This is a genomic window from Parabacteroides massiliensis (genome assembly GCF_900155425.1).
Classification (GTDB): domain Bacteria; phylum Bacteroidota; class Bacteroidia; order Bacteroidales; family Tannerellaceae; genus Parabacteroides; species Parabacteroides massiliensis.
In genome coordinates, this window is the sequence record NZ_LT700191.1 from 294,941 (window position 1) to 320,458 (window position 25,518).

At 43.4% G+C, this 25,518-nt stretch carries 21 protein-coding genes; 7 read left to right on the forward strand and 14 right to left on the reverse strand.

Annotated elements, in window-relative coordinates; translation table 11 throughout:
- Window positions 1-790 precede the first annotated feature (790 nt).
- The 7 genes from BQ9893_RS12245 to BQ9893_RS12275 all read left to right on the forward strand — a co-directional run bounded on the left by BQ9893_RS12245 (window position 791) and on the right by BQ9893_RS12275 (window position 12,879).
- Window positions 791-3,853, forward strand: a complete 3,063-nt coding sequence (locus BQ9893_RS12245; protein ID WP_081415452.1) for a SusC/RagA family TonB-linked outer membrane protein — start codon at window positions 791-793, stop codon at window positions 3,851-3,853.
- 23 nt (window positions 3,854-3,876) lie between these two features.
- Entirely contained in the window at window positions 3,877-5,529 is a 1,653-nt protein-coding gene (locus BQ9893_RS12250) for a RagB/SusD family nutrient uptake outer membrane protein (protein WP_075966298.1), read from the forward strand.
- A gap of 61 nt (window positions 5,530-5,590) precedes the next feature.
- Window positions 5,591-6,970 carry a DUF6057 family protein gene (locus BQ9893_RS12255; protein ID WP_075966299.1) on the forward strand — a complete coding sequence of 460 codons (1,380 nt, stop codon included), beginning with the start codon at window positions 5,591-5,593 and terminating at the stop codon, window positions 6,968-6,970.
- A gap of 6 nt (window positions 6,971-6,976) precedes the next feature.
- Entirely contained in the window at window positions 6,977-8,431 is a 1,455-nt protein-coding gene (locus BQ9893_RS22545; RefSeq protein ID WP_075966300.1) for a TolB family protein, read from the forward strand.
- Window positions 8,432-8,450: 19 nt separating this feature from the next.
- Window positions 8,451-9,005 (forward strand): DUF3332 domain-containing protein, encoded by a 555-nt coding sequence (locus tag BQ9893_RS12265; protein ID WP_075966301.1) that lies wholly within the window; start codon window positions 8,451-8,453, stop codon window positions 9,003-9,005.
- 93 nt (window positions 9,006-9,098) lie between these two features.
- On the forward strand, window positions 9,099-12,476 hold the full coding sequence (locus tag BQ9893_RS12270) for a glycoside hydrolase family 2 TIM barrel-domain containing protein (protein WP_075967359.1): 3,378 nt from the start codon (window positions 9,099-9,101) through the stop codon (window positions 12,474-12,476).
- Between the two features lie 115 nt (window positions 12,477-12,591).
- Complete coding sequence (locus tag BQ9893_RS12275; protein WP_139322607.1) at window positions 12,592-12,879, forward strand: hypothetical protein; 288 nt, start codon at window positions 12,592-12,594, stop codon at window positions 12,877-12,879.
- Between the two features lie 97 nt (window positions 12,880-12,976).
- On the opposite strand, the gene rny is transcribed toward BQ9893_RS12275, so the two are convergent.
- The 14 genes from rny to BQ9893_RS12350 form a co-directional block, all read right to left on the reverse strand.
- A complete protein-coding gene (gene rny / locus BQ9893_RS12280; protein ID WP_075966303.1) occupies window positions 12,977-14,512 on the reverse strand; it encodes a ribonuclease Y in 1,536 nt (511 codons plus the stop codon).
- Window positions 14,513-14,619: 107 nt separating this feature from the next.
- Window positions 14,620-14,910, reverse strand: a complete 291-nt coding sequence (locus tag BQ9893_RS12285; protein ID WP_075966304.1) for a cell division protein ZapA — start codon at window positions 14,908-14,910, stop codon at window positions 14,620-14,622.
- Window positions 14,911-14,915: 5 nt separating this feature from the next.
- Complete coding sequence (locus BQ9893_RS12290) at window positions 14,916-15,209, reverse strand: hypothetical protein (RefSeq protein ID WP_075966305.1); 294 nt, start codon at window positions 15,207-15,209, stop codon at window positions 14,916-14,918.
- A 153-nt stretch (window positions 15,210-15,362) separates the two neighbouring features.
- A complete protein-coding gene (locus BQ9893_RS12295; RefSeq protein ID WP_075966306.1) occupies window positions 15,363-15,563 on the reverse strand; it encodes a winged helix-turn-helix domain-containing protein in 201 nt (66 codons plus the stop codon).
- A 140-nt stretch (window positions 15,564-15,703) separates the two neighbouring features.
- The gene (locus tag BQ9893_RS12300) at window positions 15,704-16,396 is read right to left on the reverse strand and encodes a B3/B4 domain-containing protein (RefSeq protein ID WP_075966307.1); all 693 of its coding nucleotides are present in this window, start codon (window positions 16,394-16,396) and stop codon (window positions 15,704-15,706) included.
- A gap of 41 nt (window positions 16,397-16,437) precedes the next feature.
- Window positions 16,438-17,301 (reverse strand): peptidoglycan editing factor PgeF, encoded by an 864-nt coding sequence (pgeF, locus tag BQ9893_RS12305; RefSeq protein ID WP_075966308.1) that lies wholly within the window; start codon window positions 17,299-17,301, stop codon window positions 16,438-16,440.
- Window positions 17,249-18,412 (reverse strand): GTPase ObgE, encoded by a 1,164-nt coding sequence (gene obgE / locus BQ9893_RS12310; protein WP_075966309.1) that lies wholly within the window; start codon window positions 18,410-18,412, stop codon window positions 17,249-17,251. The genes pgeF and obgE overlap by 53 nt, the downstream gene beginning before the upstream one ends.
- Window positions 18,413-18,433: 21 nt before the next feature.
- Window positions 18,434-19,003: an adenylate kinase gene (locus tag BQ9893_RS12315; protein WP_075966310.1), complete on the reverse strand. Its 570-nt coding sequence runs from the start codon at window positions 19,001-19,003 to the stop codon at window positions 18,434-18,436.
- A gap of 129 nt (window positions 19,004-19,132) precedes the next feature.
- Window positions 19,133-19,672, reverse strand: coding sequence for a hypoxanthine phosphoribosyltransferase (gene hpt / locus BQ9893_RS12320; RefSeq protein ID WP_075966311.1), 540 nt, complete (start codon window positions 19,670-19,672; stop codon window positions 19,133-19,135).
- A 66-nt stretch (window positions 19,673-19,738) separates the two neighbouring features.
- On the reverse strand, window positions 19,739-20,980 hold the full coding sequence (locus tag BQ9893_RS12325) for a galactosyltransferase-related protein (RefSeq protein ID WP_167369870.1): 1,242 nt from the start codon (window positions 20,978-20,980) through the stop codon (window positions 19,739-19,741).
- A 135-nt stretch (window positions 20,981-21,115) separates the two neighbouring features.
- Complete coding sequence (locus BQ9893_RS21115; protein WP_081415454.1) at window positions 21,116-22,669, reverse strand: glycosyltransferase; 1,554 nt, start codon at window positions 22,667-22,669, stop codon at window positions 21,116-21,118.
- Between the two features lie 16 nt (window positions 22,670-22,685).
- Entirely contained in the window at window positions 22,686-23,828 is a 1,143-nt protein-coding gene (locus tag BQ9893_RS12340; protein WP_075966312.1) for a BF3164 family lipoprotein, read from the reverse strand.
- Between the two features lie 148 nt (window positions 23,829-23,976).
- Complete coding sequence (locus BQ9893_RS12345; protein ID WP_075966313.1) at window positions 23,977-24,204, reverse strand: TIGR04149 family rSAM-modified RiPP; 228 nt, start codon at window positions 24,202-24,204, stop codon at window positions 23,977-23,979.
- Window positions 24,205-24,259: 55 nt separating this feature from the next.
- On the reverse strand, window positions 24,260-25,516 hold the full coding sequence (locus BQ9893_RS12350; RefSeq protein ID WP_075966314.1) for a TIGR04150 pseudo-rSAM protein: 1,257 nt from the start codon (window positions 25,514-25,516) through the stop codon (window positions 24,260-24,262).
- Between the last annotated feature and the right edge of the window lie 2 nt (window positions 25,517-25,518).

The following is a 25,518-nucleotide window of genomic DNA, read 5'->3' on the forward strand; positions in this document are numbered from 1 at the left end:
AAGACAAATATATTAAATTATTTTACTAACAAAGATAATATTGGTAGTTAAATTTTCTTTTCACCCTCGTTTTTAACTTTTCGTCCTTTAAAGAATCGACAAATTGACAGTGTTACACCAAATACCCGAATCAGTATTTTTCGTAATACACGCCCTCCGTTCCTCGAATATCTCAACCGAGCATACATCTCAAAATGTTAATTAACAATTAAGTGTATCAGAGTGTTATTTTATAATCATATTGAACATTTCTATCTTTTTCCTGTATACTTATTGTATATTTCTAATAATGCAAGATTACAACTTCTAACCAATAAATTAGTTTATCACGCAATTATCCGCTTTATTACCATAAATATCTCCTCAAAAACGAACAACGAATAATCGAAATAATAGAATCTTTTTCCTGTATATTAATACAAATCAATATATTGTTCGATAATTTCCGGCAAGAAGCTTGCGGCTATCAACTAATAGGCTTACGGCTGCCCGCAGTAGATTTGCGGCATGTGATTTTATCATATACAAGAGAGTAATATCAGAGGACTTGACACGAATTCGGCAAACTTAATCGTAGTCCTACAAGAACTTCATCCAAAAGAACCACCTTTTTGCATATACCTCTTTATATTTTTTACAATAAGTCGTAGTCCTACAAGAACTACGCATATGCAAGCATAAACTTTGATTCTAATTTCTAAAAAATAAGCAAGTAAGAGCAAGCTGTAGAAAAAACACGCCCTCTCAAAGCCTATAGTTTTTAACTATCATTAAACAAAAAACGATTAGTATGTTGAAAATCGCAAGACCAGTCAGCCTAATGTTGATGTCTGCAGCACTGTTCACGACAGAAACAACGTTCGCTTCCAGCGAGGCTGCAACACCCAATGTTGGCATTTCTCAGCAACAAACAAGTTTGAGAGGTATCGTGGAAGACGAATTTGGCCCTGTAGCAGGCGCCTCCGTAGTTGTAAAAGGTACGACAAACGGTACTGTCACCGACATGGATGGTAAATTCGTCCTGGAAGTAAAAAAAGGAGATGTAATCGTAATCTCATTTATCGGTTATTTGACCCAGGAAATCAAGTACAACGGAGAGCAATCTCTCAACATAAATCTTAAGGAAGACACACAGAAACTGGATGAAGTTGTCGTGGTCGGTTACGGCGTACAGAAAAAAGTAAATTTAACCGGATCTGTATCATCAATCAAAGCTGAAGCTCTGGAATCAAGACCTGTATCAAGTGTATCTGCCGCATTAGCAGGACAGATGCCGGGTGTTACAGCTATTCAAGGTTCCGGGCGTCCGGGTAGCCAAACAGGTACAATTACAGTTCGTGGTAAAAATTCTGTCAACGCAGCAAGCCCATTAGTTATTGTAGACGGTGTTCCGGGTAGTATGAACACAATTGACCCTGCCGATATCGAAAGTCTTACGGTATTGAAAGACGCATCTTCTGCCGCCATCTACGGTGTTCAGGCTGCCAATGGGGTCATTTTGATCACTACCAAAAAAGGTAAAAAAGGAGATCGTGCACGTGTTAACTATTCCGGAAATGTAGGTTGGTCGACTCCGACCAAACGTCCTAACTTTTTAGGATCTGCAGATTATGCAATGCTGTATAATGAAGCTACACTAAATGACAATCCAAACAATCCACTCCGTTTCACAGAAGAAGACATAGAACTATACCGTAACGGTACTGATCCTTATGGTCATCCCAATACCGATTGGTATAAAGAAACCATGAACAAAAATGCAATTGAAACAATGCACCATCTTTCCATCAGCGGAGGTTCTGAAAAAACAAGTTATAGTGCATCTGTCGGTTATACACAACAAAACGGTTTGATCGATGCCAACAATTATAAACGTTTTAATGCACGAACCAGCATTGATTCACAAATTAGCAAATGGTTCTCTGCCGGCCTGAATGTATCCGGTTACAGAGGGACTTTAATGGACGGATGGAATAGCGTTGCAGGTATGACACAATTCACAAACCGTGCTACTCCGGTAGAAGGCGTACGAAACGAAGAAGGGAAATTCATCTATAATGGGAAAGACAATCCTGTCGCTTTATTAGGACGTGATGGTTTCAGAAGGACAATGGATCAGCAGGTAAATGGAACATTATATGGGCAAGTAAATATTCTACCCAATTTAACTGCTAAAGCACTATTTTCCGTACGTAATGACGAAAGGAGTGAAGATGCTTTCAAAACACAAATTGTTTACGGTGCTAAAGATGAAGCGACAACCGGTCTCCGTGAAGGATATGAAAAACAGACTTGGTGGAACTGGTATACAACGCAGGTATTGATCAATTATAATGAAACATGGGGAAAACATGATTTAGGTTTACTGGCCGGTTTTGAACAAATTGATTATCGCTACAAACATTTAGAAGCTACTCGTAAAGGAGGTGGAAACAATGAATTACAAGAATCTTTGAGTACATTGGATGCATCTTCACAAACCAATAAAGAGTCAAGATACGAAGTCGCTCATCGTTCATATTTCGGACGTGCTCAATATAATTTTGCTGATAAATATTTATTTGAAGCCAATGTCCGTATAGACGGTTCCTCTCGTTTTGCATCTGGTAACCGTTGGGGTACTTTCCCTGCATTCTCGGCTGGTTGGAGAATTACAGAAGAAGAATTTATGAAAAATGCGGGACTTGACTGGCTTAGTAATTTGAAATTACGTGCAGGTTGGGGACAAACAGGTAACGAAGAGTTGAAGGACGAAGAAGCTTATCTGACAGTTCCTTCGTATGCGTACGATAAATATATGTTTGGAAACACCCTTTATTCAACCATTAAAGAAAGTCGTTATGCAAACCAAGAACTCAAATGGGCGACAGTAACAAGTATCGAAGGTGCAATCGAAGCTTCTTTCTTCAACAATAAAGTAGGATTTGAATTAGCCGGATATAAGAAAACAACCAATGATATGTTATTGCTCCTTCCTGTACAGGGTATATTCGGTATGGATGCACCCAGACAAAATGCAGGTAAAGTCCAGAACACCGGGTTCGATTTAAGTATTTTCCACAACAATTCTATCAGTAAAGATTTTCGTTATGACATTAACTTCAATATTGCTTATGTTCGCAACGAATTGGTAGACTTGATGGATACAGAAGGAAAAGAACCCGGAGACGGACGTGATAATTTCTGGTTCTTGGAAGGTTATCCTATCGGTTCATACTACGGATATGAAGCAGACGGTCTATTCAATTCAGCAGAAGAAGTCGCAAATGGCCCGACGCGTACCGGTACGGAACAGCCGGGGGATATCCGTTACAAAGACTTGAACGGTGACGGAAAAATCGATGCCGCCAACGATCGCAAAGTTATCGGAAAAGAGTTTCCAAGTTGGACTGCCGGTTTAGGAGCCAATTTATATTATAAAGATTTTGATTTGTCATTCTTCTTCCAAGGAGCATTCGATGTAGATGCTTATGTTAATAATGAAGCAGCCTATGCATTCTTCAACGGAGGTAAAGTTCTGGAACGTCATTTGGATCGTTGGACACCCACCAATCACAATGCGTCCTACCCACGTATCACAATGTCAGACCAAATCAACTATCAATTCTCATCTTATTGGTTGCAAGACGCTTCCTATGTTCGATTGAAAAATTTGACAATCGGTTACAACATTCCGAAAGTATTACTAAGTAAAATCAATTTGGATCGTGTAAAAGTATTCCTGACAGGTGAAAACCTGTTCACAATCACCGGAATGGATTCACTTGACCCGGAATCAGCTCCATCTAGTTCCCGCGGAGGTTTATACTCGAACGTAAGAAAAATATCAATCGGTCTTAAAGTAGGTTTTTAAACAACAAATTATAATTTAAAGATATGAAAAAGAATTATTATATAGCTCTTCTGGCTATTACCCTATTCGGCTTCTGTTCATGTAGCGATTTTTTGGATCGCATGCCGGATGATGAACTATCAGACGGTAGTTTCTGGAAAACGCCTAATGACGCAAAAATGTTTATTGCAGACGTATATCGCCAGGTATTACCCGGAAGTAATAGTGGAGATATTGATGGCGACATTAATTCGGATAATGCCGTACACGGTATCAAATGGGCTGCCGGAGATGTATCCAGAGGCATTTATGATCCTGCAGCCATGGGCTGGAGCGGAGACTATAAAGCAATCCGTGCTTGTAACATTTTACTGTCTAAAATAGATAATATTCCTGATTACAACCAAGTTGATAAAGAAGCAGTTATGGGAGAAGCTCGTTTTTTACGAGGTTATATTTATTTCGGACTTATCCAAACATTCGGTGGGGTTCCCTACGTTGACCAACCGGTAGATTTGAAAGAAATGGGAAACATTACACGTACACCGGTTGAAGAAGTTTATACGAAAGTAATAGAAGACTTCGACTATGCAACAGCCCATTTACCTGCCGAATGGGGTAGTAGCGATTATGGACGTGCAACAAAAGGCGCAGCCAATGCTATGAAAGCACGTGCCGCATTATATTTCAAACATTATGACACAGCATCCGATGCTGCAAAAAGTGTAATGGATTCAGGAGAGTATGAGTTGTTTGATGCCAATAATACAGGCAAGTATGCAAATTTATTTTGGGAAGAACAAGAAGCTTGTAAAGAGGCTATTTTAGTAAGACAGTTCAATGCACCGGAATTAACAACTTACATAATCGGTTGGGGATGTTTCCCTACAAAAGGATGGGGTGGTATCAATCCGACTCAGAGTTTAGTTGATGCCTTTGAATGTGCCGATGGTTCTCCGATTGATAAATCCACAACCTACGATCCTACAAATCCATTCAAAGATCGCGATCCGCGTTTAGAAGTTTGTGTATTACATGATGGAGAAGAAATGTATGGCGTAACAATCAAAACAGCACCGCTGAAATCAAGCGGTTCCACAGGTGTTGCCCAACATAACGATGCCACAGCGACAGGTTATTACAATCAAAAATGGTTAGACCCGTCGATCGACCCACAATCCACAGGTTGGGATATGGGTAAAGATTGGCATGTTATCCGCTATGCAGAAGTTTTGTTGACATATGCAGAAGCTAAAAACGAAATTTCACCATTAGATGCTTCTGCTTTTGACGCCGTAAATCAAGTACGTCGTCGTGTAGGTATGCCCGAACTACAAAACACAGATGCAAGCAAACCGACCTATTGTGGCACACAAGATGCTCTTCGCCAGCGTATCCGTAACGAATGGCGAGTGGAATTTGCGCTGGAAAGCGGTAAACGCCAATGGGATATCCGCCGTTGGGGTATTGCTAAAGAAGTATTGAACGCTCCGTTCCTGGGAATGAAATATAAGATGGTTGATGATCCCAATGCTCCGGATGGAGATAACGGAAAGAAATGTATCCTGTATCAGGGTGAAAACATTAAACTGACAGGTAGCAAATATGAAGACTATAACTACCTGTACCCAATTCCACAGGAAGAAATCGACCTGAATCCGGCCTTGATACAGAATCCGGAATATCCGACAAAATAAGTGATACTAATATTTACAGTAAACACGGGAGAACAAACGTTCTCTCGTGTTTCACTCTTTTATGAAGCATATTCATTGGTTACTTTTTATCGTTCTTTTCTGCCTGCTCCTGTTCATGTTCATGGACAGCCTTGCTTATCTTTTCCCTTATCATGAACAGCAGCAGCTTTTCCTGTTTACCCGTTCCTATCTGGAGAGTTATTTATCAGAGCCGGGAAAGTTAGGTGAATATTTCGCAAACTTCGTCATCCAATTTTTCTATCTGTCCTATGCGGGGAAATTAATATTGGCATTTATCCTATCATGCCTGTATCTACTCCCGGTGCTAATCATCCGGAAGCTAACCGTAAGAAACGATCCGTTACAGATAGCGTTACTTCCACCTCTTTATCTATTCATACAATTCGAATCGCCGGATTTTGATATCTGCCGGATCACAAGCCTTTTCTGCACCTTCCTTATCACATATTTACTATCCTTGCTTCCCCAAAAAGCCTTTTACTATGTCACGATCCCTTGTTTTGCACTAACAGGATTCACGCTGGGCTGGATCTATCCCGCAGTTGTTTTCGCAATCCTTTTGCTAACCACATTTTCAGCCCGCATGTTACCCCGTTTTATAATCAACCTTAAAATATATACAAGTTATACAATCCTGTTTCTGATCATGTATGCCTCATGCACATTCTATTTATTTGTATACACTTACAATATGCGTGAGCGGTTACTGATTGAAACAGAAAACCATGTAAAAAAACAGGAATGGGAACAAATCCTTACCTGTACAAGAAAATATAGAGGAGAGAACCAACTGATGGAGTATTTCTGCAATATGGCTCTCTATCATACCGGACGTATGCCTTACGATCTGTTGAAATATCCACAAAACTATGGTCCTAATTCTCTTTTCCTACCTTGGATGAGTAATCCACGACAAAGTAAGTATGGACATTATCTGTATGAACAGTTGGGCTATATCAATGAAGCTCAACGTTGGGCTTCTGAAGCATTGGTGGCTTACGGTGAAACAGCTCCTACCCTTCTGAACCTGATTCGTTACAATATTGTAAACGGACGCCAGGCCGTAGCGATGCGTTTTATCAGAGTATTAAAACAATCTTTGTTCTACAGCAAGCAAGCAGAAGAATACGAAAGGTTGGTTCCTACCGGTGAAGTTCCAGGATTGAAACCTGTTCCCCAACAAAAAGAGAAGAAGGCACGTTTTACCAATATTCAGGATTTAGGTCCGGAACTTATTTTTATCTGCAAGCAGGATTCTACCAATCGTATGGCGTTCGAATACCTGATGAGTTACCTGATACTTAGTAATAAGACCAAACAATTCGTAGAGCATTTACCACGAATAAAACAATTTTCTTATTCAGAAATGCCACCCCTTTACAAAAGCATACTCGACAACTATCAACAAACACAACAATAATAACTCATGAAATTTTCTATTATTCTTATCTATATAGTATTGATGACAGCCTGTAGCCAAAGAATGATTACACCGGATACTTATTTAGATAAACCACCAACTCTGTTTCCTGACTACACAGATGTCACATTTCCGGTCAATATAGCTCCCCCTAACTTCCAAATTACTGAGGATGGAGAAGAATATTATACAGAAATAGGATTCAAAGACAAGGTTTTCTTTACCCTGAAAAGTAAAGAATGCAAAATTGTAATACCTCTGAAACAATGGTACAAGCTAACCTCGGCTGCAGTCGAAAATGATTTTTATATTCGTGTATCTATCCGCCAAAAGGATAAATGGATACAATACAAAGATATCCGAAACTCCATTTCCTCAGAACCGATAGATTCGTATTTAGTATACCGCCTCTTATATCCAGGCTACGAATTATGGAATCAAATGGGTATTTACCAACGGGATCTTTCCTCCTACGAGGTAATTCCGATTATTGAAAACAGCTCAGCCAAATCGACTTGCATGAATTGTCATACCTTCTGCCAAAATAACCCGGAGGCTATGATGATCCATACACGGGGAGATAACGGAGGAACCATCATATCCCGTCATGGGAAAGTCGAGAAAGTAAACGTTAAACAACAGGGGATGAACAATGGAGGGACATATGCGTCCTGGCATCCGAACGGAAGATATATTGCTTATTCCGTCAACGAAATACAGCAGTTTTTCCATTCCACCGGGGAAAAGCCGATTGAGGTATCAGATCGGGAATCCGACTTGATCATCTGGGATTGCGAAATGAACCGGATTATCACCGACTCGCTTATTTATGGACCGGAATGGATGGAGACATTCCCGACCTGGAGCCCGAACGGGGAAACATTATATTTCTGCCGAAGCAGGGCTATTACTCCTCAAACATCTTTAGACAGCATTTATTATGACTTGTACAAAATATCTTTTGATGCCAAACAACAAACATTCGGTAAACCAGAATGTGTATACGAAACATCGGCTTTGCATAAAAGCATTTCTTTCCCGAGAATCTCTCCGGATGGAAACTACCTGATGTTTACTTGCTCTGATTATGGCAACTTCTCCATTTGGCATCCTGAAAGCGAACTTTATCTATTAAATCTGCAAAACGGAAATATCCGAAACATGCAGGAAGTAAACAGTGATAATGTAGAGAGTTTTCATACTTGGTCTTCATCTGGAAAGTGGTTTGTTTTTAGCAGTAAACGTGTAGACGGACTCTGGGCGCATCCGTTCATTGCCTATTTCAATCCGGCAACAGGGCTTGCCGGCAAACCGTTTATAGTTCCTCAAAAAGATTCCGAATTCTATAAAACTTTTACCAAAACTTTCAATCTTCCCGAACTCATAACCACCTCAATAACAGAAAACCAAAAGAGCCTTAAACTAATCCAAAATAAATTGTTATCTTCGTCCCCAAATTAACTACAAATACTAAACATTCATGAAGAAAAAAAGTGTAACTTTATTGGTAGCGATGACGCTTGCCAGCAGTGTATTGTTCTCATCGTGTATTGGATCGTTTGGGTTGTCCAATAAGTTGCTGGATTGGAACAGAAACATTGACAGCAAGTTTGTAAATGAACTGGTTTTCATTGCGTTTTGGATTGTTCCGGTTTATGAAATCTCTGCATTGGCAGATATATTGGTTTTGAACTCGATTGAGTTCTGGAGCGGAAGCAACCCTGTTGCCGATGCCGGTACGGTAAAAACAATCGAAACAAAAGATGGCACGTATGCTATCGAAACAAAAAAAGACGGTTACCACATCCAGAAAGAAGGAGAAGAAAAAGCTGTCGATCTGGTTTTCAATGAAGCAGATCAGAGCTGGAACGTAGAAGCTGACGGTGAATCGACCAAGCTGTTGAAGTTCACTGGTGACGATGAAGTGGTCATGTACCTTCCTGATGGCAAAGAAATGAATGTGGAACTGAACCAGGCCGGCGTACTTGCTTTCAAACAGGTTGCCGAAGGTTATTCTTTCTACGCAGCAAGATAAAACAATTGATAATTGACAATTGACAATTTGAGGTCCTACCTTTTCTTTGCCAATTGTCAATTGCAACAGTGCTAATCTAAATTAAAAATGCATATGAAACACGTGATCAAACAGACGATGCTCGCAGGAGTATTGAGTTGCTTCTTTCTGGGCACAGCATTGGCAGACAATGCGGCGAACCAGCCTGAGAAGCCTTACTGGCAGGACATCCAAGTCGTTGCCGTTAACAAAGAGGCTCCCCGATCCTCTTTTATGAGCTATGGAGACCGTGCTACAGCTCTCTCTTCCCGATATGAAAAAAGTCCTTTCTATTCGTTGCTGAACGGCACATGGAAATTCTATTTCGTAGATTCGTATAAAAAACTTCCTGCCAACATCACAGATCCTTCTGTCAGCACTTCCGATTGGGACGACATCACCGTTCCGGGAAACTGGGAGGTTCAGGGACATGGCACTGCCATATATACGAACCACGGATATGAGTTCAAACCGCGTAACCCGCAACCTCCGCTGTTGCCGGAAGCGAATCCGGTTGGTGTTTACCGCCGCGACTTCGAGATTCCTACCGGTTGGGACGGACGTGACGTATATCTGCATATCGCCGGAGCTAAATCGGGCTTATATGTTTATGTAAACGGCAAGGAAGTCGGCTATAGTGAAGATTCCAAGAATCCAGCCGAATTCCTAATCAACAAATACCTGCAACCGGGCAAGAACGTGCTGACGCTGAAGATCTTCCGTTGGAGTACCGGTTCCTATCTGGAATGCCAGGACTTCTGGCGTCTGAGCGGTATCGAACGCGACGTCTATCTGTGGTCGCAGCCCAAGATTGCTGTCAATGATTACCGTATCGTCTCCACGCTCGACGACACGTACAGAAACGGTATTTTCAGTCTGGCAATGGACATCAAGAACCATTCCGATAAGGTTAAGAACATCGACGTCACATACGAATTATTAGATGCAAAAGGCAATGTGGCTGCAACGGCCGAGAACAAGCTGTGGGTAAGCCCAAACACGATTGAGACGACTTCGTTCGAAAAGACATTGGATAACGTGGAAACTTGGAATGCAGAGCATCCAAACCTCTACAAGCTGTTGATGACGATCAAAGAAGACGGCAAGGTGACGGAGGTGATCCCGCAGAATGTCGGTTTCCGCCGCATCGAAATCAAAGAGATTGACCGGATCGCCGGTAACGGCAAACCGTACACCGTCCTGCTGTTCAACGGCCAGCCGATCAAATTCAAGGGCGTAAATATACACGAACATAACCCGCTGACCGGGCATTACGTAACGGAAGAGTTGATGCGCAAGGACTTCGAATTGATGAAGTTGCACAACCTGAACTCCGTCCGCCTGTGCCACTATCCTCAGGACCGTAAGTTCTACGAGCTTTGCGACGAATACGGACTGTATGTCTACGACGAGGCCAATATCGAATCGCACGGCATGTACTACAACCTGCGCAAAGGCGGCACGTTAGGCAACAACCCGGAATGGCTGAAGCCGCACATGGACCGTACGGTCAACATGTACGAACGCAACAAAAACCATCCGTCCGTAACGATCTGGTCATTAGGCAACGAAGCCGGAAACGGTTATAATTTCTACCAGACTTACCTCTACCTGAAGAATAAAGACAAAGACCTGATGAACCGTCCGGTCAACTACGAACGTGCTCTTTGGGAATGGAATAGCGACATGTATGTACCGCAATACCCAAGTGCCGGATGGTTGGAAGAGATAGGCGCGCAAGGCAGCGACCGCCCGGTTGCACCGTCCGAATATGCCCACGCTATGGGTAACTCGACCGGTAACCTGTGGGGACAATGGCAAGCCATCTACAAATATCCGAACTTGCAAGGCGGTTGGATCTGGGACTGGGTAGACCAAGGTATCCTGACCAAAGATGAAAACGGAAAAGAGTTTTACGCTTACGGCGGCGACTTCGGCAAAGACATGCCGAGCGACGGCAATTTCCTTTGCAACGGTTTGGTCAATCCGGACCGCACACCGCATCCGGGAATGGCTGAAGTGAAGTTCGCGCATCAGAACGTCGGCTTCGAGGCTGTAGATGCGGCAAACGGCGTGTTCAAGGTCACCAACCGTTTCTACTTCACGAACCTGAAGGACTATATGTTTACTTATACCATAAAAGCAAACAACAAGATCATCAAGAGCAACAAGATGTCGCTCGACCTGGCTCCGCAAACTTCACAGGAAATCACCGTTCCCGTAGCTGGCCTGAAACCGCAGGCAGGTGTGGACTATTTGGTTGACTTCGCCGTTACGACCGTAAAGAAAGAAGGACTTGTTCCTGACGGCTACGATATCGCACAGGATCAGTTCCGTCTGCCTGTCGAAACCGACAAGGCGGCTTACAAAGCAGGTGGTCCTAAACTGACCGTATCGGAAGAAGGAGACAACGTGAAGGTGACTTCCTCGAAAGTAAACTTCGTATTCGACAAGAAAGCCGGTGTCGTCACCTCTTACAAAGTTGGCGGTACGGAATACTTCAACGAAGGTTTCGGCATCCGGCCGAACTTCTGGCGTGCCCCGAACGATAACGATTACGGAAGTGGCGACCCGCAGCGTCTGGAAATCTGGGAACTCTCAAGCCGTAACTTCAACGTGGCAAACGCTTCTGCTGAAATCTCAGACGGCAACGCAATCGTGAAAGTCGACTATAAATTGCCTGCCGGCAACCAGTTCGTCATCACTTATAAAATCTATCCTGACGGCACCATGAACGTGGCAACGCTTTTCACTCCGGCTCATTTGGACGGGAAGAAGATCGAGATATCGGAAGCAACCGCAACTGCCACATTCTCGCCGGGTCGTGAGAAGATGAGCGAACGCGACAAGATGGTCGTTCCGCGTATCGGCGTACGTTTCCGCCTGCCGGCAACGATGGACCAACTGGAATATTTCGGTCGCGGCCCGCTGGAGAACTATTGGGACCGCAAGGCCGGTTACATGATCGGGCAGTATAAGAGCACGGCTGAAGAGCAGTACTTCCCCTATGTCCGTCCGCAGGAAAACGGCCACCATTGCGATACACGCTGGATCTCATTAGGCGGTAAAGGCAAGAACCTGTTGATCGTTGCAGACGACGAGATGGAATTCAACGCAATGCGCAACTCTGTCGAAGATTTCGATGCAGACAAGACAACCAACCGTCCGTACCAGTGGAACAATTTCACTCCGGAAGAGATTGCCAATCGCCCGAAAATCGGACCGTACGGCAAACCTCGCCAGACACATATCAACGACATCACACCGCGCAACTTCGTTGAAGTATGCGTCGATCTGAAACAGCAGGGATTGGCCGGCTACGACAGTTGGTATTCACGTCCGGAACCGGAATACACTTTACCGGCAGACCGGGAGTACAAGTGGGGCTTCACATTGATTCCCGGCGCTAATGCCAACAGCGCACAGAAGAAAGCGGGTTACAGTTACAAATAAGTAATCCCGTTTTACATAAACTAAAAAAGCGGTTGCCCTATTTCCGGGCAGCCGCTTTTTTTGTGCAAGCATCCGATCTGGCTTCACCATTCCTTGAACCCCTTTGATTATTGTCATGCGAGAAGGTGAAGGCAGTCCCAAGGAATGGGTACTACGTGGCGATACGGTGTTGTATGTCTCCGCTCCTGATATTCGCAAAGCGATTGAATACGACTTGGAACAAGAACGTCAGTTCGATTATTCTAAAGTGGACAGAAATGGATTAGTGAGCCAAAATCAAGAAAATGCAATAACCTTGATAAATTTCTACATCGGCATGGCCGAGCAACTTCGAGGTCGTATAGAGGTCTGCCCCTGCTCCAGCGGTAATATTAAGCAAACGCAAATCACCCCGTGCCAATGAGAAGTGACGGCAAATTCCTGATTTTGGCGAAAAAAATAAAAGAGCCGGACTTTATTCTGCCCGGCTCTCCATAAACTTATTCAATGATTATTGATTTCTACTTAGCGTAACTTACCGCACGAGTCTCACGGATCACCGTGATCTTCACCTGACCCGGATAAGTCATTTCATCCTGGATCTTCTTTGCGATTTCGTTTGACAGGTTTTCGGTATCCTTGTCGTCGATCTTGTCGGCTCCGACAATTACGCGAAGTTCACGACCGGCCTGGATGGCATATGTCTTCACTACGCCCGGATAAGAAAGGGCCAACTGTTCCAGATCATTCAGACGCTTGATATAAGCCTCGACAATCTCGCGACGGGCTCCCGGACGTGCGCCCGAAATGGCATCACAAACCTGTACGATCGGAGCGAGCAACGTCTGCATTTCCACTTCGTCGTGGTGAGCGCCTACGGCATTGCAGATATCCGGTTTCTCTTTATATTTCTCGCAAAGCTTCATTCCTAAGATAGCGTGCGGCAATTCCGGCTCGTCATCAGGCACTTTCCCTATATCGTGCAACAGTCCGGCACGTTTTGCCTTTTTCGGGTTCAATCCCAGTTCAGAAGCCATCACTGCACATAAGTTGGCCGTTTCGCGTGCGTGCTGCAACAGGTTCTGACCGTAAGAAGAACGATATTTCATCTTACCGATCATACGGATCAACTCAGGATGCAAGCCATGAACACCAAGGTCGATGACAGTACGTTTACCTGTTTCCACCACTTCGTCTTCAACTTGCTTTCTTACTTTCGTAACCACCTCCTCGATACGTGCCGGATGGATACGTCCGTCCTGTACCAACTGGTGCAAAGCCAGGCGGGCTATTTCACGACGAACCGGATCAAAGCCGGACAACACGATTGCTTCAGGCGTATCGTCAACGACGATCTCGATACCGGTCGCAGCTTCCAACGCCCGGATGTTACGGCCTTCACGACCGATGATACGGCCTTTGATCTCGTCCGATTCGATGTGGAAGACCGTAATCGAATTCTCGATTGCCGTTTCGGTCGCCACACGCTGGATGGACTGGATAACGATTTTCTTCGCTTCCTTATTGGCCGTCATCTTCGCCTCTTCCATGATCTCGTTGATATAGGAAGTTGCTTCCGACTTGGCTTCGTCTTTCAGAGATTCGATCAAACGCTCTTTCGCTTCTTCGGCCGAAAGTCCGGAAAGTGTCTCCAGATGTTCAATTTCACGCTGATGAAGTTTTTCCAAATCCTGCTTCTTCTTATCTACCAGTTCCAATTGGGCAGCCAGGTTCTCCTTTACGGCATCCACTTCGCTATTCTTGCGTTGCAGGTCTTCCTGACGTTGGTTCAAACCCAACTCGCGTTGTTTCAACTTAGCCTCAACAGACTGTATCTTCGAATTACGGGCGGATACCTGTTTCTCCAGGTCCGCTTTCAAATGAAGAAACTTCTCCTTTACTTCGAGCAGCTTCTTCTGCTTCATTACTTCCGACTCCTTCTCAGCCTCGCGTATCACGGCGTCATACCTTGACTTCATAAGGATTCTCATCACAAACCACACGAGCAGACCTCCGACAATGAAGGTTACAAGTGCTATGATTATAGTCATACCCATTTTACTTATAGTTTAAATTCAGTTATATTATTATACAAAAAAAGCACTGCCTTACATGGATACCCCATGCAAAGTAGTGCGGAAACGCATCTTCTCTATTCTTACAACTATTTATCCTTCAGGTAGCTATCCAATTCATCGGTCAGCTCCTGTATCTTTTCAGTAAAGGGACTTGTGTCATTCTTTTCCTCCAACTTCAGGTTTTCCACCGATAGTTGAAAGGTCACCATGGCTAACAAATCTTTTACATCCACTTCGGAATATTTCTTCCGGTACTGGTCCATTTTCATCCTGATTTGCCGGACAGCCTCACGTGCTTCCTGCTCCTCGCTCCGGTTGATCCTGATACCATAGCTTTTACCGGCTATCTCTACATGTATAAGAAATTTATCGTCCATCGCCTCTATTCGTTTAATAGTGCAATGCACTTATCTACTTCCCGCACTAACTTCGATAATCTCATCCTGGCACTTTTCATTTCTCCCTCATTGACAGAAACAACTCGCGCAGTCAGCATATTATCACATTTGGCATTCAACTCTTCAATCGTCTTTATCGCCTGTTGAAGTTTCCCTTCTTTCTGTACCAAAAAGTCTTCAAGCTCGTTGATTTTCTGTTTTTGCCTATCGCAAAGCTCCATCAAATCACGAACCCTAACATCAAATACAGCCAACAATCTTTTATGATCTTCGGTCATTTCACACCAAATTCTACACAAAAGTAAACTATAGAATTGAATAAAACAACGAATCGGTTTGTTTTTTTGACAGAAAACGTCCGGATACACAAAAGGCCGTTCAAACTAAAATCCGAACAGCCCTCCTTCCAATAGATTCTGCTACGCTATTTTTTATACTAACGCAACATACAATTCACCCTCGACATCTTCGAAAGCCAATTTGCCTTCTTTAGCCAACCAACCCAAAGCAGCATACACATCTTTTTCTGTTTTGATTTTAGTTGCTTTCTTTACTGCCTTAACACTCATTTTACCGCCTTCATTTAATGCGTTCCAAACAAGGCCGGCGTTTGTTCCAATCAATTCGATCATTTTTCTTTTTGTTTTGTTAATTCGTTAACGAGGGCAAATTTATAGATTAATCGATTAAAACAAAAGGATATAGATGTTTTTTAGCATAAAACAGTCGCTTTTTATGCTTTATAAGCATAATTAACACTATTATAACACAATTATAGTGTTATTTTTGCCCTATCCTTAACCGTAACAAGCTCCGCCTCCATGTTTATGGCTGAAACATATTTGCTTAATAAGGTGGCGGCATACTTCCCTGCCGACTCCAGACCATCCAATCCGGAATAACCATTTATAATCATTAACAGGCGGGTAGTATCCAGCCCTATTTTTGTACGTTCTTCGTCGCTGGTCGGAGTTCCGACTCCGCCGACCGCATCCCGATAGACCGGCAAACCGGCAATATTCAGTTCGCCACGCCCGATCCCATGATAAATTTCACCTTCCCGGCCAACTCCCAACACCAGGCTGTCACCGGCAATCTTATCCGCATCGAAGCCTCCGATGGAATATCCACTCCGGATAGAAACCAAATTGATGAGATCGACCAACGTATCGACCTTATAAAGGGGTAATTCGCGAAGAATGCGCCGCCGCAACGCCTCGGAAGAGGGACGATAGCGGTTCGGATCTTTCCCCAGACGCTTATAGGCCTGGCGGGTGGCCTGTATAGGAAGCCATTTGTTGATTTGTTCCAGTTTAACTGTCTCCCGGACGGCCTTTTCTTCGTCAGCCATCTCCTGCCAAAGCCGTTCGTCCGATTCCGAATTGCAAACATCACAAGACATAACCAAAACATGCAAATCCGGACAGGCTGTAGCTACTTCTTCTGAAATTGAAACGCTTATCATTGGAGAAATTTATGATTTATGATTTGTAAAACTATATATTGTTATTTATCGACTGCTTGCTGTTTAACAATGATCCCGGACAAGAGGCGTCCGCTCTTGATTCCCAGACGACGGGCGGAGAAGAACTCGTTGGGGTGGGTGTAGGTGCAGATGCCGGCAAGTTCGATATTTCCGGCCGGAAGACCTTCAGACAATAATTGCAGGCGGTTGGTCTCCCATAAATCGATATGGGCTTTTCCGGTATCGGCATCGCGCTTCAGAATACGCGACATTTCAAAACCGGCCTCCCGAAAGGCTTCGACTACTTCCTCGCCGACTTCGAAAGCTTCGGGACCGATGGAAGGTGCGATGCCGGCTTTCATAAAGCGGGGATCGGCTCCATATTCATCCATGAGATAGCGAACGGTTTTCGCGACAATCCGTTGTACGGTTCCCCGCCAACCGGCATGAACGGCGGCTACCGCCTTCACATCGGGGGCATACAACAAGACCGGGACACAGTCGGCCGTCGAAACAGCAATGCAAACACCCGGCACATTTGTCGCCAGCGCATCCACTCCGTGCATGTAAAGCCGCTGTTCTTCCAAAGGAAGGGATAGGAAGGATGGTCCGATCGAACGTATCTCCGCCCCGTGGACCTGGAAAGGCGCAAAGATACGTTCGGCAGGTATTCCGATCGCATCCGAAAGAATTTTCCGGTTCGCCCGGACGGCTTCCGGATCATCCCCGCTGTATTCACCGGGATTAAAGGAGGCATACGTGCCTTCGCTCACTCCTCCCTGACGGGTTGTCACAAAATGAGAGATGTTGCAATCCTCGCTTAATACGGGGAATTGCAACATCTTCACTTTATCATTTGGATGTATCTTCATCTTCTTCGTCGTCCCAATCTTCATACTCTTCATATTCTTCATCGTCGTCGGGATCGTCTTCGTCAAGAGGAATGACAAAATCGTCATCGTCAAGCGGAAGTGCGCTTACATCGATGTTTTTATGTACAATACGCTCTACCTCGTGGAACGTTTCCTTGTTCAGTTCCTTCCACAACAGGTCTTTCAGTTCGGTGATCCCCATTCCGGTAACGGAAGAGATAAAGACATGAGGAACGCCTTCCGGCAGATCTTCGGACAACGCCTCGATCAACTCCTCATCCAGCATATCGCTTTTTGTGATAGCCAAGACACGGCTTTTATCCTGCAAATCAGGATTATACTTAACCAGTTCACCCAGTAGGATTTCGTATTCCTTCTTGATATCATCCGCATCGGCAGGCACCATAAACAGGAGCAACGAGTTGCGTTCGATATGTCGCAAGAACCGCAAGCCCAAGCCTTTGCCTTCACTGGCTCCTTCGATAATACCGGGGATATCGGCCATGACGAACGAACGGTTGTCGCGATAGCTTACGATACCCAAGTTCGGTTCGAGCGTCGTAAACGGATAATTGGCAATCTTCGGTTTGGCAGCCGAAACAACCGACAGCAACGTCGACTTTCCGGCATTCGGGAAACCGACCAGACCGACATCGGCCAGCAGTTTCAGTTGCAGGATCACCATACGTTCCTGCGCCGGTTCGCCGGGTTGCGCATAGCGGGGAGCCTGGTTGGTCGACGTCTTGAAGTGGCAGTTGCCCAACCCTCCGCGTCCGCCTTTCAACAGCATTACCTGCTGACCGTCTTCGGTCACGTCACAGATAAACTCGCCCGTATCGGCGTCATACACGACTGTTCCGCAAGGAACCTCTATCACACGATCTTCACCGTCTTTCCCGAAACTGCGTTTAGCACCGCCGCCTTCACCATTCGTCGCCATGATATGACGTTCATACTTCAGATGAAGAAGCGTCCAGTAATTCCGGTTTCCACGAAGATACACATGGCCTCCTCGCCCTCCATCGCCTCCGTCGGGACCTCCTTTCGGAATGTATTTCTCGCGGCGAAAGTGAGAAGACCCTCTCCCGCCCTTACCAGAGCGGCAATAGATCTTTACATAATCTACAAAGTTTGATTCAGCCACTTTTACTTTTCAATTTATGATTTACAAACTATTTACAGCTTCTTTGATACGGCCAAAGATTTCTTCGATTGTACCCATACCTTTGATGGCGACATGTTTGCCTTCACCAATATAGTAGTCAGCCAAAGGAGCCGTCTGCTTGTGATAAACATCCAGTCTTGACTTGATTGTTTCCAGATTGTCATCCGAACGGCCTGAAACCTTGCCACGTTCCAGCAGACGTTTGATCAGTTCATCTTCGTCTACCTGAAGGTTCAGCATAACGGAAACATCTGTTCCACGTTTATTCAACATTTCTTTCAGAGCTTTTGCTTGCGGGATCGTACGAGGGAAACCGTCGAAGATGACGCCTTTGGAGTTCACCTTGCTGTCCAAAACCTTGGCCAACATGTCAACGATCAGTTCGTCAGGAACCAACTGTCCCTTTTCGATGTAATCTTTAGCAATCTTACCCAGCTCTGTCTCGTTCTTCATTTCAGAACGCAAAACATCACCTGTAGAAATATGGTCCAAACCATATTCTTTAATAATCAATTCGCTCTGTGTTCCCTTTCCTGAGCCGGGAGCACCAAAAATAACAATGTTCAACATAAAAAAGTTTACTTTTTAAATTGACAATTGACAATTGATAATTGACAATCACCAGCCAAATTCAACCGCCCATCGTCACTCTTTATATAATTAATGTAACCAATTTCTTCTTTTCCCGATTGTCAACTATCAATTGTCAACTATCTTATAGATATCCCGATAGCCCCGTCCCATCTCATCATAGTCCAGTCCGTAACCGACAATAAAGTCACTCGGAATCTGCAAGCCGACATAATCTGGTTTCAGGTCGCACTTCAACGAATCGGGTTTGAACAGCATAGTCGCCAGTTTGACATCGGCCGCTCCGTCCTTACGAAGTTTGTCCATCACATATTGCATCGTAAAGCCGGTATCGATGATATCTTCAATCAAAATCAAAGTCCTCCCTTTCACATCGGCCTGTACCGGCATAATCTCACGGACCACACCGGTCGTACTGGTCCCTTTATAGGAAGAATAGCGGGCAAAAGTAATTTCATAGGGTTCTTTCAACTGGCGCATCAGTTCCGCCGTGAACATAAAAGCCCCGTTCAGGATTCCCACGAATAACGGATGCGTGCCTTCCACATCGGCGCGAATGCGTTCCGCCACTTTTGCAATTGCGTCCTTTATCTCTTCTTCCGGGATAAAAAGTTCAAATTCTTTGTCTTTTAATCGAATCCTTTCCATATTCCGTTTGATTTTCGAGGGGACAAATGTACAACTTTTTCGGGTAAGCACAAACAATATTCCGGATCACAAACTCCAACTTCGTATATATTCCAGCAAAGCAGCCCGGTCCATCCCGCAAACATTCAAATATTCCACCCGATTCCGCCTTTCATTTGCCAAATCTGCAAACCAAGAATTTTCGTTCCGAGAATGATACAAATGATACAAGGTTCCAGAAGTACGAGAAATTGACAAACCCAATATTTCCATCCTCTTCACTCGCTCTAAATCCTCGCATCCCCAACCATAAAAATGTTCATTTTCACCGCCTGCTTGCAAATATAATTTTCTATCAATAAAGAAAGCCCCTCCAAACGAATGTATCATAACCGATAAGACATCGTCACCTGAAAGCCTGCCGGAAAATCTCTTTTTCCCAGCCTTCACCAACAAACTTTTTTGCTCGGATAGAGAACAAAACCGCCCATCATAAGGATAACATAAAGCAACCGTTCCATTCGCTATCCTGCGGACAGCCTCCGTTTTCTGTTTTTCTGGTACAAATACATCCGTATCCCAAACTCCGACTATACATGTTTCCGACATCCTAATTAATCGGTTCAAATAATGTGTACGATGAAATACCCGATCATGGTCTTCCACAAAAAAATACCTTACATTCTCATAATGCTCTTTCAACCAATAGTGCGGCACCTCATCCGCCTCCAAAACTAATATGGATGTATTTATCCAATGAGACAAATGTTCAATTACCCAATCCAGATTATGACTTCTCTCTTCCGAATCTATGCGGACAGGTATAACAATCGTCACATGTGGATCCTCTCTTTCACATGTCGACAACTTCTCAATAATAACGGGACATATCCTCATCGAGCAGATCAATCCAAGATCCCTCGTCAATAAAATATCGTCACCTCTCACATCCTCGCAATCCAAATAACTTAATAGACAAATCAAATTCTGTTTGTTCCGAATAAAATTCAAATCATCATTCTGTTTATTTTCAATACGCAAAAGCAAATAATGAATCCAACCATATAAAGAATCCCGATCTTCTTCTTTTAGTGCCAAGCACAACCAATCTAACTGACGGTCAAAATTTGCCAACACCACTTCTTCCTCTCCTTCCACAAAACCATTCCGCAAAAGGCACAAAAAACCACAAGCGACATCAAACAAACCTGATACTTCTTTTTGCCCCATTTCCTCACACACTTGGTTCACCCTCCGATCCGCCTCTCTTTCCAATGCTCCGTCCGCCTTATACCGGGCATAAATATATAGAGTGATGATTTTCCCCAATTCTTCATCTCTTAAAGAATGAGCATCCAGATATCCGAAAGAAGTTCCACCGTAACATTCGGAAAAAGACAATCTGTAATGTGTCCGGATCTGTTCCGCATACATCTGTTGCAACCGCATACGCTTTTGAGAAATTTAATCAGGATGACAACGATAAATCATCAAAATATCCGGCAAGTTTTCAACTTTTCCATATAAAACAAGCCTACAAACCAAATCATAATCTGACGCATACCGATAAGCTTCGTTATACCCGCCCAATTCACGCAACGCTTCCATCCGAATCATCAAAGAAGCGTGCATAAAACTATTCCGATCCAACAAAGCCAACCGAATCTCTTCATCTCCCAAAGGATGCCTACATTTCCGAAGCGTGTCGGAAAAAGTAAAACCAGATCCGACAACACACAAATCACGATGGTTTTCCAAATACGTAAACTGCTGTTCCAAACGGGTAGGAAAAGCCAGATCATCAGCATCCATCACAGCTACATATCGTCCTTTTGCTTTTGCAATTCCTATATTACGTGCCGGATAATTCCCCTGATTTTCTTCATTCCGCACATACACGATACGTTCATCCCGACAAGAAAGAATCTTGCTTTCCGAATTGTCATCCGAACCGTCATTGACAACGATCAACTCGAAATCCTGAAATGTCTGGTTCAAAATACTTTCGATCGCATCTTGTACATATTTTTCCTGATTATAGACCGGCATGACTACCGATACGACAATATTCCGTTCCGTATTCCCTTTCCAAGATTCAATTGCAGGAAAAGGGGCTAAACTGTTCGTCGCCAAATAATCATCGATTTGACGACAAACACGAAGAAAAGGATCTGATTTCTGTTCCCCGGCCATCTTCATGAAACCAGGCGATAATGGGACATTACGCCACGAATGAAACTGTTCGTACAAGCAGTCATCCCGGCAGCAATCTTTTAAAAAGCCTGCCAATTCTTTCGGAGAATCGAAAACGTTCACATCAACAAAGCAATGTTCTCCCGGTTGGAAATTTCGTATATTAGGAGCGCCCAAATAAACAGGAACCGAACCTGCCAATAAAGGATCATAAAATTTTTCAGTCACATAATCCTCTTCTATCGCATTCTCAAAAGCAATAACGAACTTATACTTCCGGTACAAGTTCAGTTTGCTATTCCTCCCCGTATCTTCTTCCAACAGCCGGTTTTGCATCCATTTTCCATAAGAATCGATCGGGAGATAACGCATCAGTTCTGACAAATATTCAAACCGTCCGCTTTTATCCAATAAACTGGATATCAACACACAAACATCACCTTCTTTATTTTCCTCTCCCCGACTTCTCGATAACAAATCCTTATATTCATATTTATAATACGGATACAAGATGTCATCCGTTTTCCTATATCCCATCTTCAGCTCGAACAAAGAAGCAAAATCCAGCTCATCCAGCCACTGGAAATTCTGTCCGCTTTCCCTGCTCCAGGCAACCCAAACCTGCCCCTTTATTTTATAGGACAAATAATCGGCCCAACATCCATCTGCTGTCGGCAAATGAAACAGGACGGCTGTTGCTTTCGGTAACAATTCACGATTGGTCGAGACGCTCCAATTCCCCGGCAAAATCCGCCCTGTCGGGAGAGGTTCTCTCGGAAAAGGATTCAAAACCAATAACGTTTTTACACGCCTTTCATTTTTCATTACTTTACCCTTATATTCATTCTACAGGAAACTTATAACGCCAAAACGGATCATCATCCCACGTCGACAACATTATTATTTCATTCCTTTGTTCATCCAAATACACATAACCCCATCTATCCAACCTATATTTTTTGATTGGATTTCCGTTCCAATCATATTGTTCCAAATAAATATAAATATTTCCTTTCGAAGATTCTCTCACCGCATCGGCAGGTGTACGTCCACTATACAATATATAAATATATTTATCTGTCACAGCTGGTCTTTCCCAATAATACGTAATATTACGATCCAAGCCATCCGCGATTTTCAACGATCCATAATCAAATTCTGTCTGTTGAAAATTAAGCGTTCGTACATCATTACCTTCCAAATCCATAAACCGCAATATTCTGAAATACTTATAGGCATAAAACATCCTGTTTCGATCAAGATTTACTGCAAAAGAGCCTATATAAGCAAAAGGAGACTTCCGCTTAGGATTCAATTGCAAGCTATACAATTCTTGAACGCTCATCGAGTCGCCATTCATAGTCGACCGGAAAATGCTTTTTCCGGTTTTGCTGTCATTCACATAGAAAAAATCATCTTTTCCGACATTATATATATCGGATTTAGTGCTGAATCCTTGCTTTATGGATGAATCAAACGGGTATGGATACGGCTTGAAATTCCCTTCAAAATCACACTCATACAATTTATCTTTTGTTTCTTCGTACAAATAGCACAGCAACGAATCATCTGTTGCCGGCACTACTTGCGTCACCATAAATTCATCCGGACCGTTTCCTATCGTTCCGATTTTTCGGATAAAGCGCATACTCGGATATTCAAACATAAGGAACGGGCGGCTACCTCCACGAAAATCATTGTTACTAACAACCGCCTTACTTCCTTTCCAAACCATCATTGATTGAAGAGTTCTCCAAATAAACGTATCAGGCACCAAATTCTCACCCTTCAACTCAATAACCTCACCAAATGCTGTTTCATCCTTCATCAGGAAATCTCCGGCTTCTATTGGGGATAGTTGCACTCTTTCCGGTTCACTCATATCGACCGACAATGTATCGGCAAGAACTTCTCCCTCACTGCTTTTTGCGTGAAATTGGCAAGACAAACAAAGGATAGATAATAAAATTACTATATTTTTCATTTTTTGTTTTTTTGTAAATAAGACTTAAAGAAAGTGCGTCCAAAGACGCACTTTCAACAACCCTTACGAACCTTGTGTACAAGGTTCGTAGCAACATCCAGAATTTGCCATCTTATAAATGACAAACAGACCGATAGAACTCTCAAGTTCACGCTTTAGATCCGGACCCGACACCTCCACCAGGAGATTCAAGACCGCCAGCTCCATTTGCTCCGCTATTGCCTCCAACAGAAGAACCTCCTCCTGCCCCTGCATAATAGCAACCGCACACGCAGCAACCTACCTGGTTAGCACCTCCAAAAAGAGAATTCATCTCTTTTTGGTTCAAATTCGCTTTTGAAAGCTGATTCAGCTTTAATTCGCCAAGTTTGACCATAACCTTTATTATTTAATTGTTAATAATAAGACGGGATTATTCCCATCCTGTTTTTTTATAAAATCGAACATAAATCCATCTTCCGCATAACCAATTCGTAATTAGACGGAGAAGGGCACAAATATTTATTACTGCAACCTTTGCATTTTCCTCTGTCACGGGTATAAAACCAGGATTTCCCCTGTTTCATTTCCGCATACACCATCTGTTTCAAAGATTGCAGAAATACGTTTCCTATACAAGGATGATTCAGATTGGCATACGTATCCCCGTCTGGAAGGATGATCAATTTTCCATAAAAATATTCGTTTAGCGTTTGCCTCCTGAATATGCTGTTCTTGTCTACAACATAGTCTGTTATATCCGACAAAGAGGTATAAACATTTTTCTCGAAGAAACTTTTATTATGCCCGTCATAAAACAGGTTCAAGTGAACTTTGGAAGAATCTATCCCAAACCGGTCTACGAAAAAGTTCAAACAAGCCACATCGTTTTCCGACGAAACGACAAAATCCATATCCATCTTATAAGACTTTATCATTCCTGCACATTCATCAGAACACGCCTCCAAATTCCAAACCGGAATTATAACTCTTACATCAGGTAACAATACATCGAACGCATCAAATCGTTCAAGTAACGGTTCGAGGTTTTCGATATGTATATAAAACTTCTTCTTGAAACTGAATTTCTCTACACCGGAAAGCAATTGCCGCCAATGCGTATAAGCCAAAAGATTCCCACCTGAAAAGTTCACTTTCCGAACACCCGAATTTTCAATATCGAGCAATAAATTAAAACACCTCTCCCACGGCATCTCACCCCTGCCGGAATTCAAACAGCAGTCGAATTGTCGGCTATACCCAGAACAGGAACGGCAGTTCCGGTCACAGGAAGAGTTCAAAAACAATGTCACTTCATTCAGATTTTTCATTATATTTCTTCCGGAAAAGACATCATCCTCTTTTAAATGCTTCAACGATGCCTCAGGCAAGACCTTCAATTTGGGCTTGAATATGAAAGGACGCACCCCTACACTCTTGCAATCGGCAAGATCACCGGAAAAGCTATTTCTTATCTGTGCAACAAACAACTTGACCGTCTCGTTGCCCAACAAACCACTGTCCAGCCGGATACAATAGCCGCTGTCCGGTTCCAATAATTTCAACAGAACATGATCAAGCAATATGTCTTCCTCGCATTTCAGATAAAACCCATTGAGCGAATTATAGACAAGTACATGCCCTTTCCCCTTGAATAAAAAGACATACGGCTCCAAATAAAACCAATATTGAGTCAAACCACTATCCATAC

Coding starts and splice junctions, on each gene's coding strand:
- BQ9893_RS12245 (WP_081415452.1), top strand. CDS start 791: ATGTTGAAAATCGCAAGACCAGTCAGCCTAATGTTGATGTCTGCAGCA.
- BQ9893_RS12250 (WP_075966298.1), top strand. CDS start 3,877: ATGAAAAAGAATTATTATATAGCTCTTCTGGCTATTACCCTATTCGGC.
- BQ9893_RS12255 (WP_075966299.1), top strand. CDS start 5,591: ATGAAGCATATTCATTGGTTACTTTTTATCGTTCTTTTCTGCCTGCTC.
- BQ9893_RS22545 (WP_075966300.1), top strand. CDS start 6,977: ATGAAATTTTCTATTATTCTTATCTATATAGTATTGATGACAGCCTGT.
- BQ9893_RS12265 (WP_075966301.1), top strand. CDS start 8,451: ATGAAGAAAAAAAGTGTAACTTTATTGGTAGCGATGACGCTTGCCAGC.
- BQ9893_RS12270 (WP_075967359.1), top strand. CDS start 9,099: ATGAAACACGTGATCAAACAGACGATGCTCGCAGGAGTATTGAGTTGC.
- BQ9893_RS12275 (WP_139322607.1), top strand. CDS start 12,592: ATGCGAGAAGGTGAAGGCAGTCCCAAGGAATGGGTACTACGTGGCGAT.
- rny (WP_075966303.1), bottom strand. CDS start 14,512: ATGGGTATGACTATAATCATAGCACTTGTAACCTTCATTGTCGGAGGT.
- BQ9893_RS12285 (WP_075966304.1), bottom strand. CDS start 14,910: ATGGACGATAAATTTCTTATACATGTAGAGATAGCCGGTAAAAGCTAT.
- BQ9893_RS12290 (WP_075966305.1), bottom strand. CDS start 15,209: ATGACCGAAGATCATAAAAGATTGTTGGCTGTATTTGATGTTAGGGTT.
- BQ9893_RS12295 (WP_075966306.1), bottom strand. CDS start 15,563: ATGATCGAATTGATTGGAACAAACGCCGGCCTTGTTTGGAACGCATTA.
- BQ9893_RS12300 (WP_075966307.1), bottom strand. CDS start 16,396: ATGATAAGCGTTTCAATTTCAGAAGAAGTAGCTACAGCCTGTCCGGAT.
- pgeF (WP_075966308.1), bottom strand. CDS start 17,301: ATGAAGAGTATGAAGATTGGGACGACGAAGAAGATGAAGATACATCCA.
- BQ9893_RS12315 (WP_075966310.1), bottom strand. CDS start 19,003: ATGTTGAACATTGTTATTTTTGGTGCTCCCGGCTCAGGAAAGGGAACA.
- hpt (WP_075966311.1), bottom strand. CDS start 19,672: ATGGAAAGGATTCGATTAAAAGACAAAGAATTTGAACTTTTTATCCCG.
- BQ9893_RS21115 (WP_081415454.1), bottom strand. CDS start 22,669: ATGAAAAATGAAAGGCGTGTAAAAACGTTATTGGTTTTGAATCCTTTT.
- BQ9893_RS12340 (WP_075966312.1), bottom strand. CDS start 23,828: ATGAAAAATATAGTAATTTTATTATCTATCCTTTGTTTGTCTTGCCAA.
- BQ9893_RS12345 (WP_075966313.1), bottom strand. CDS start 24,204: ATGGTCAAACTTGGCGAATTAAAGCTGAATCAGCTTTCAAAAGCGAAT.
- BQ9893_RS12350 (WP_075966314.1), bottom strand. CDS start 25,516: ATGGATAGTGGTTTGACTCAATATTGGTTTTATTTGGAGCCGTATGTC.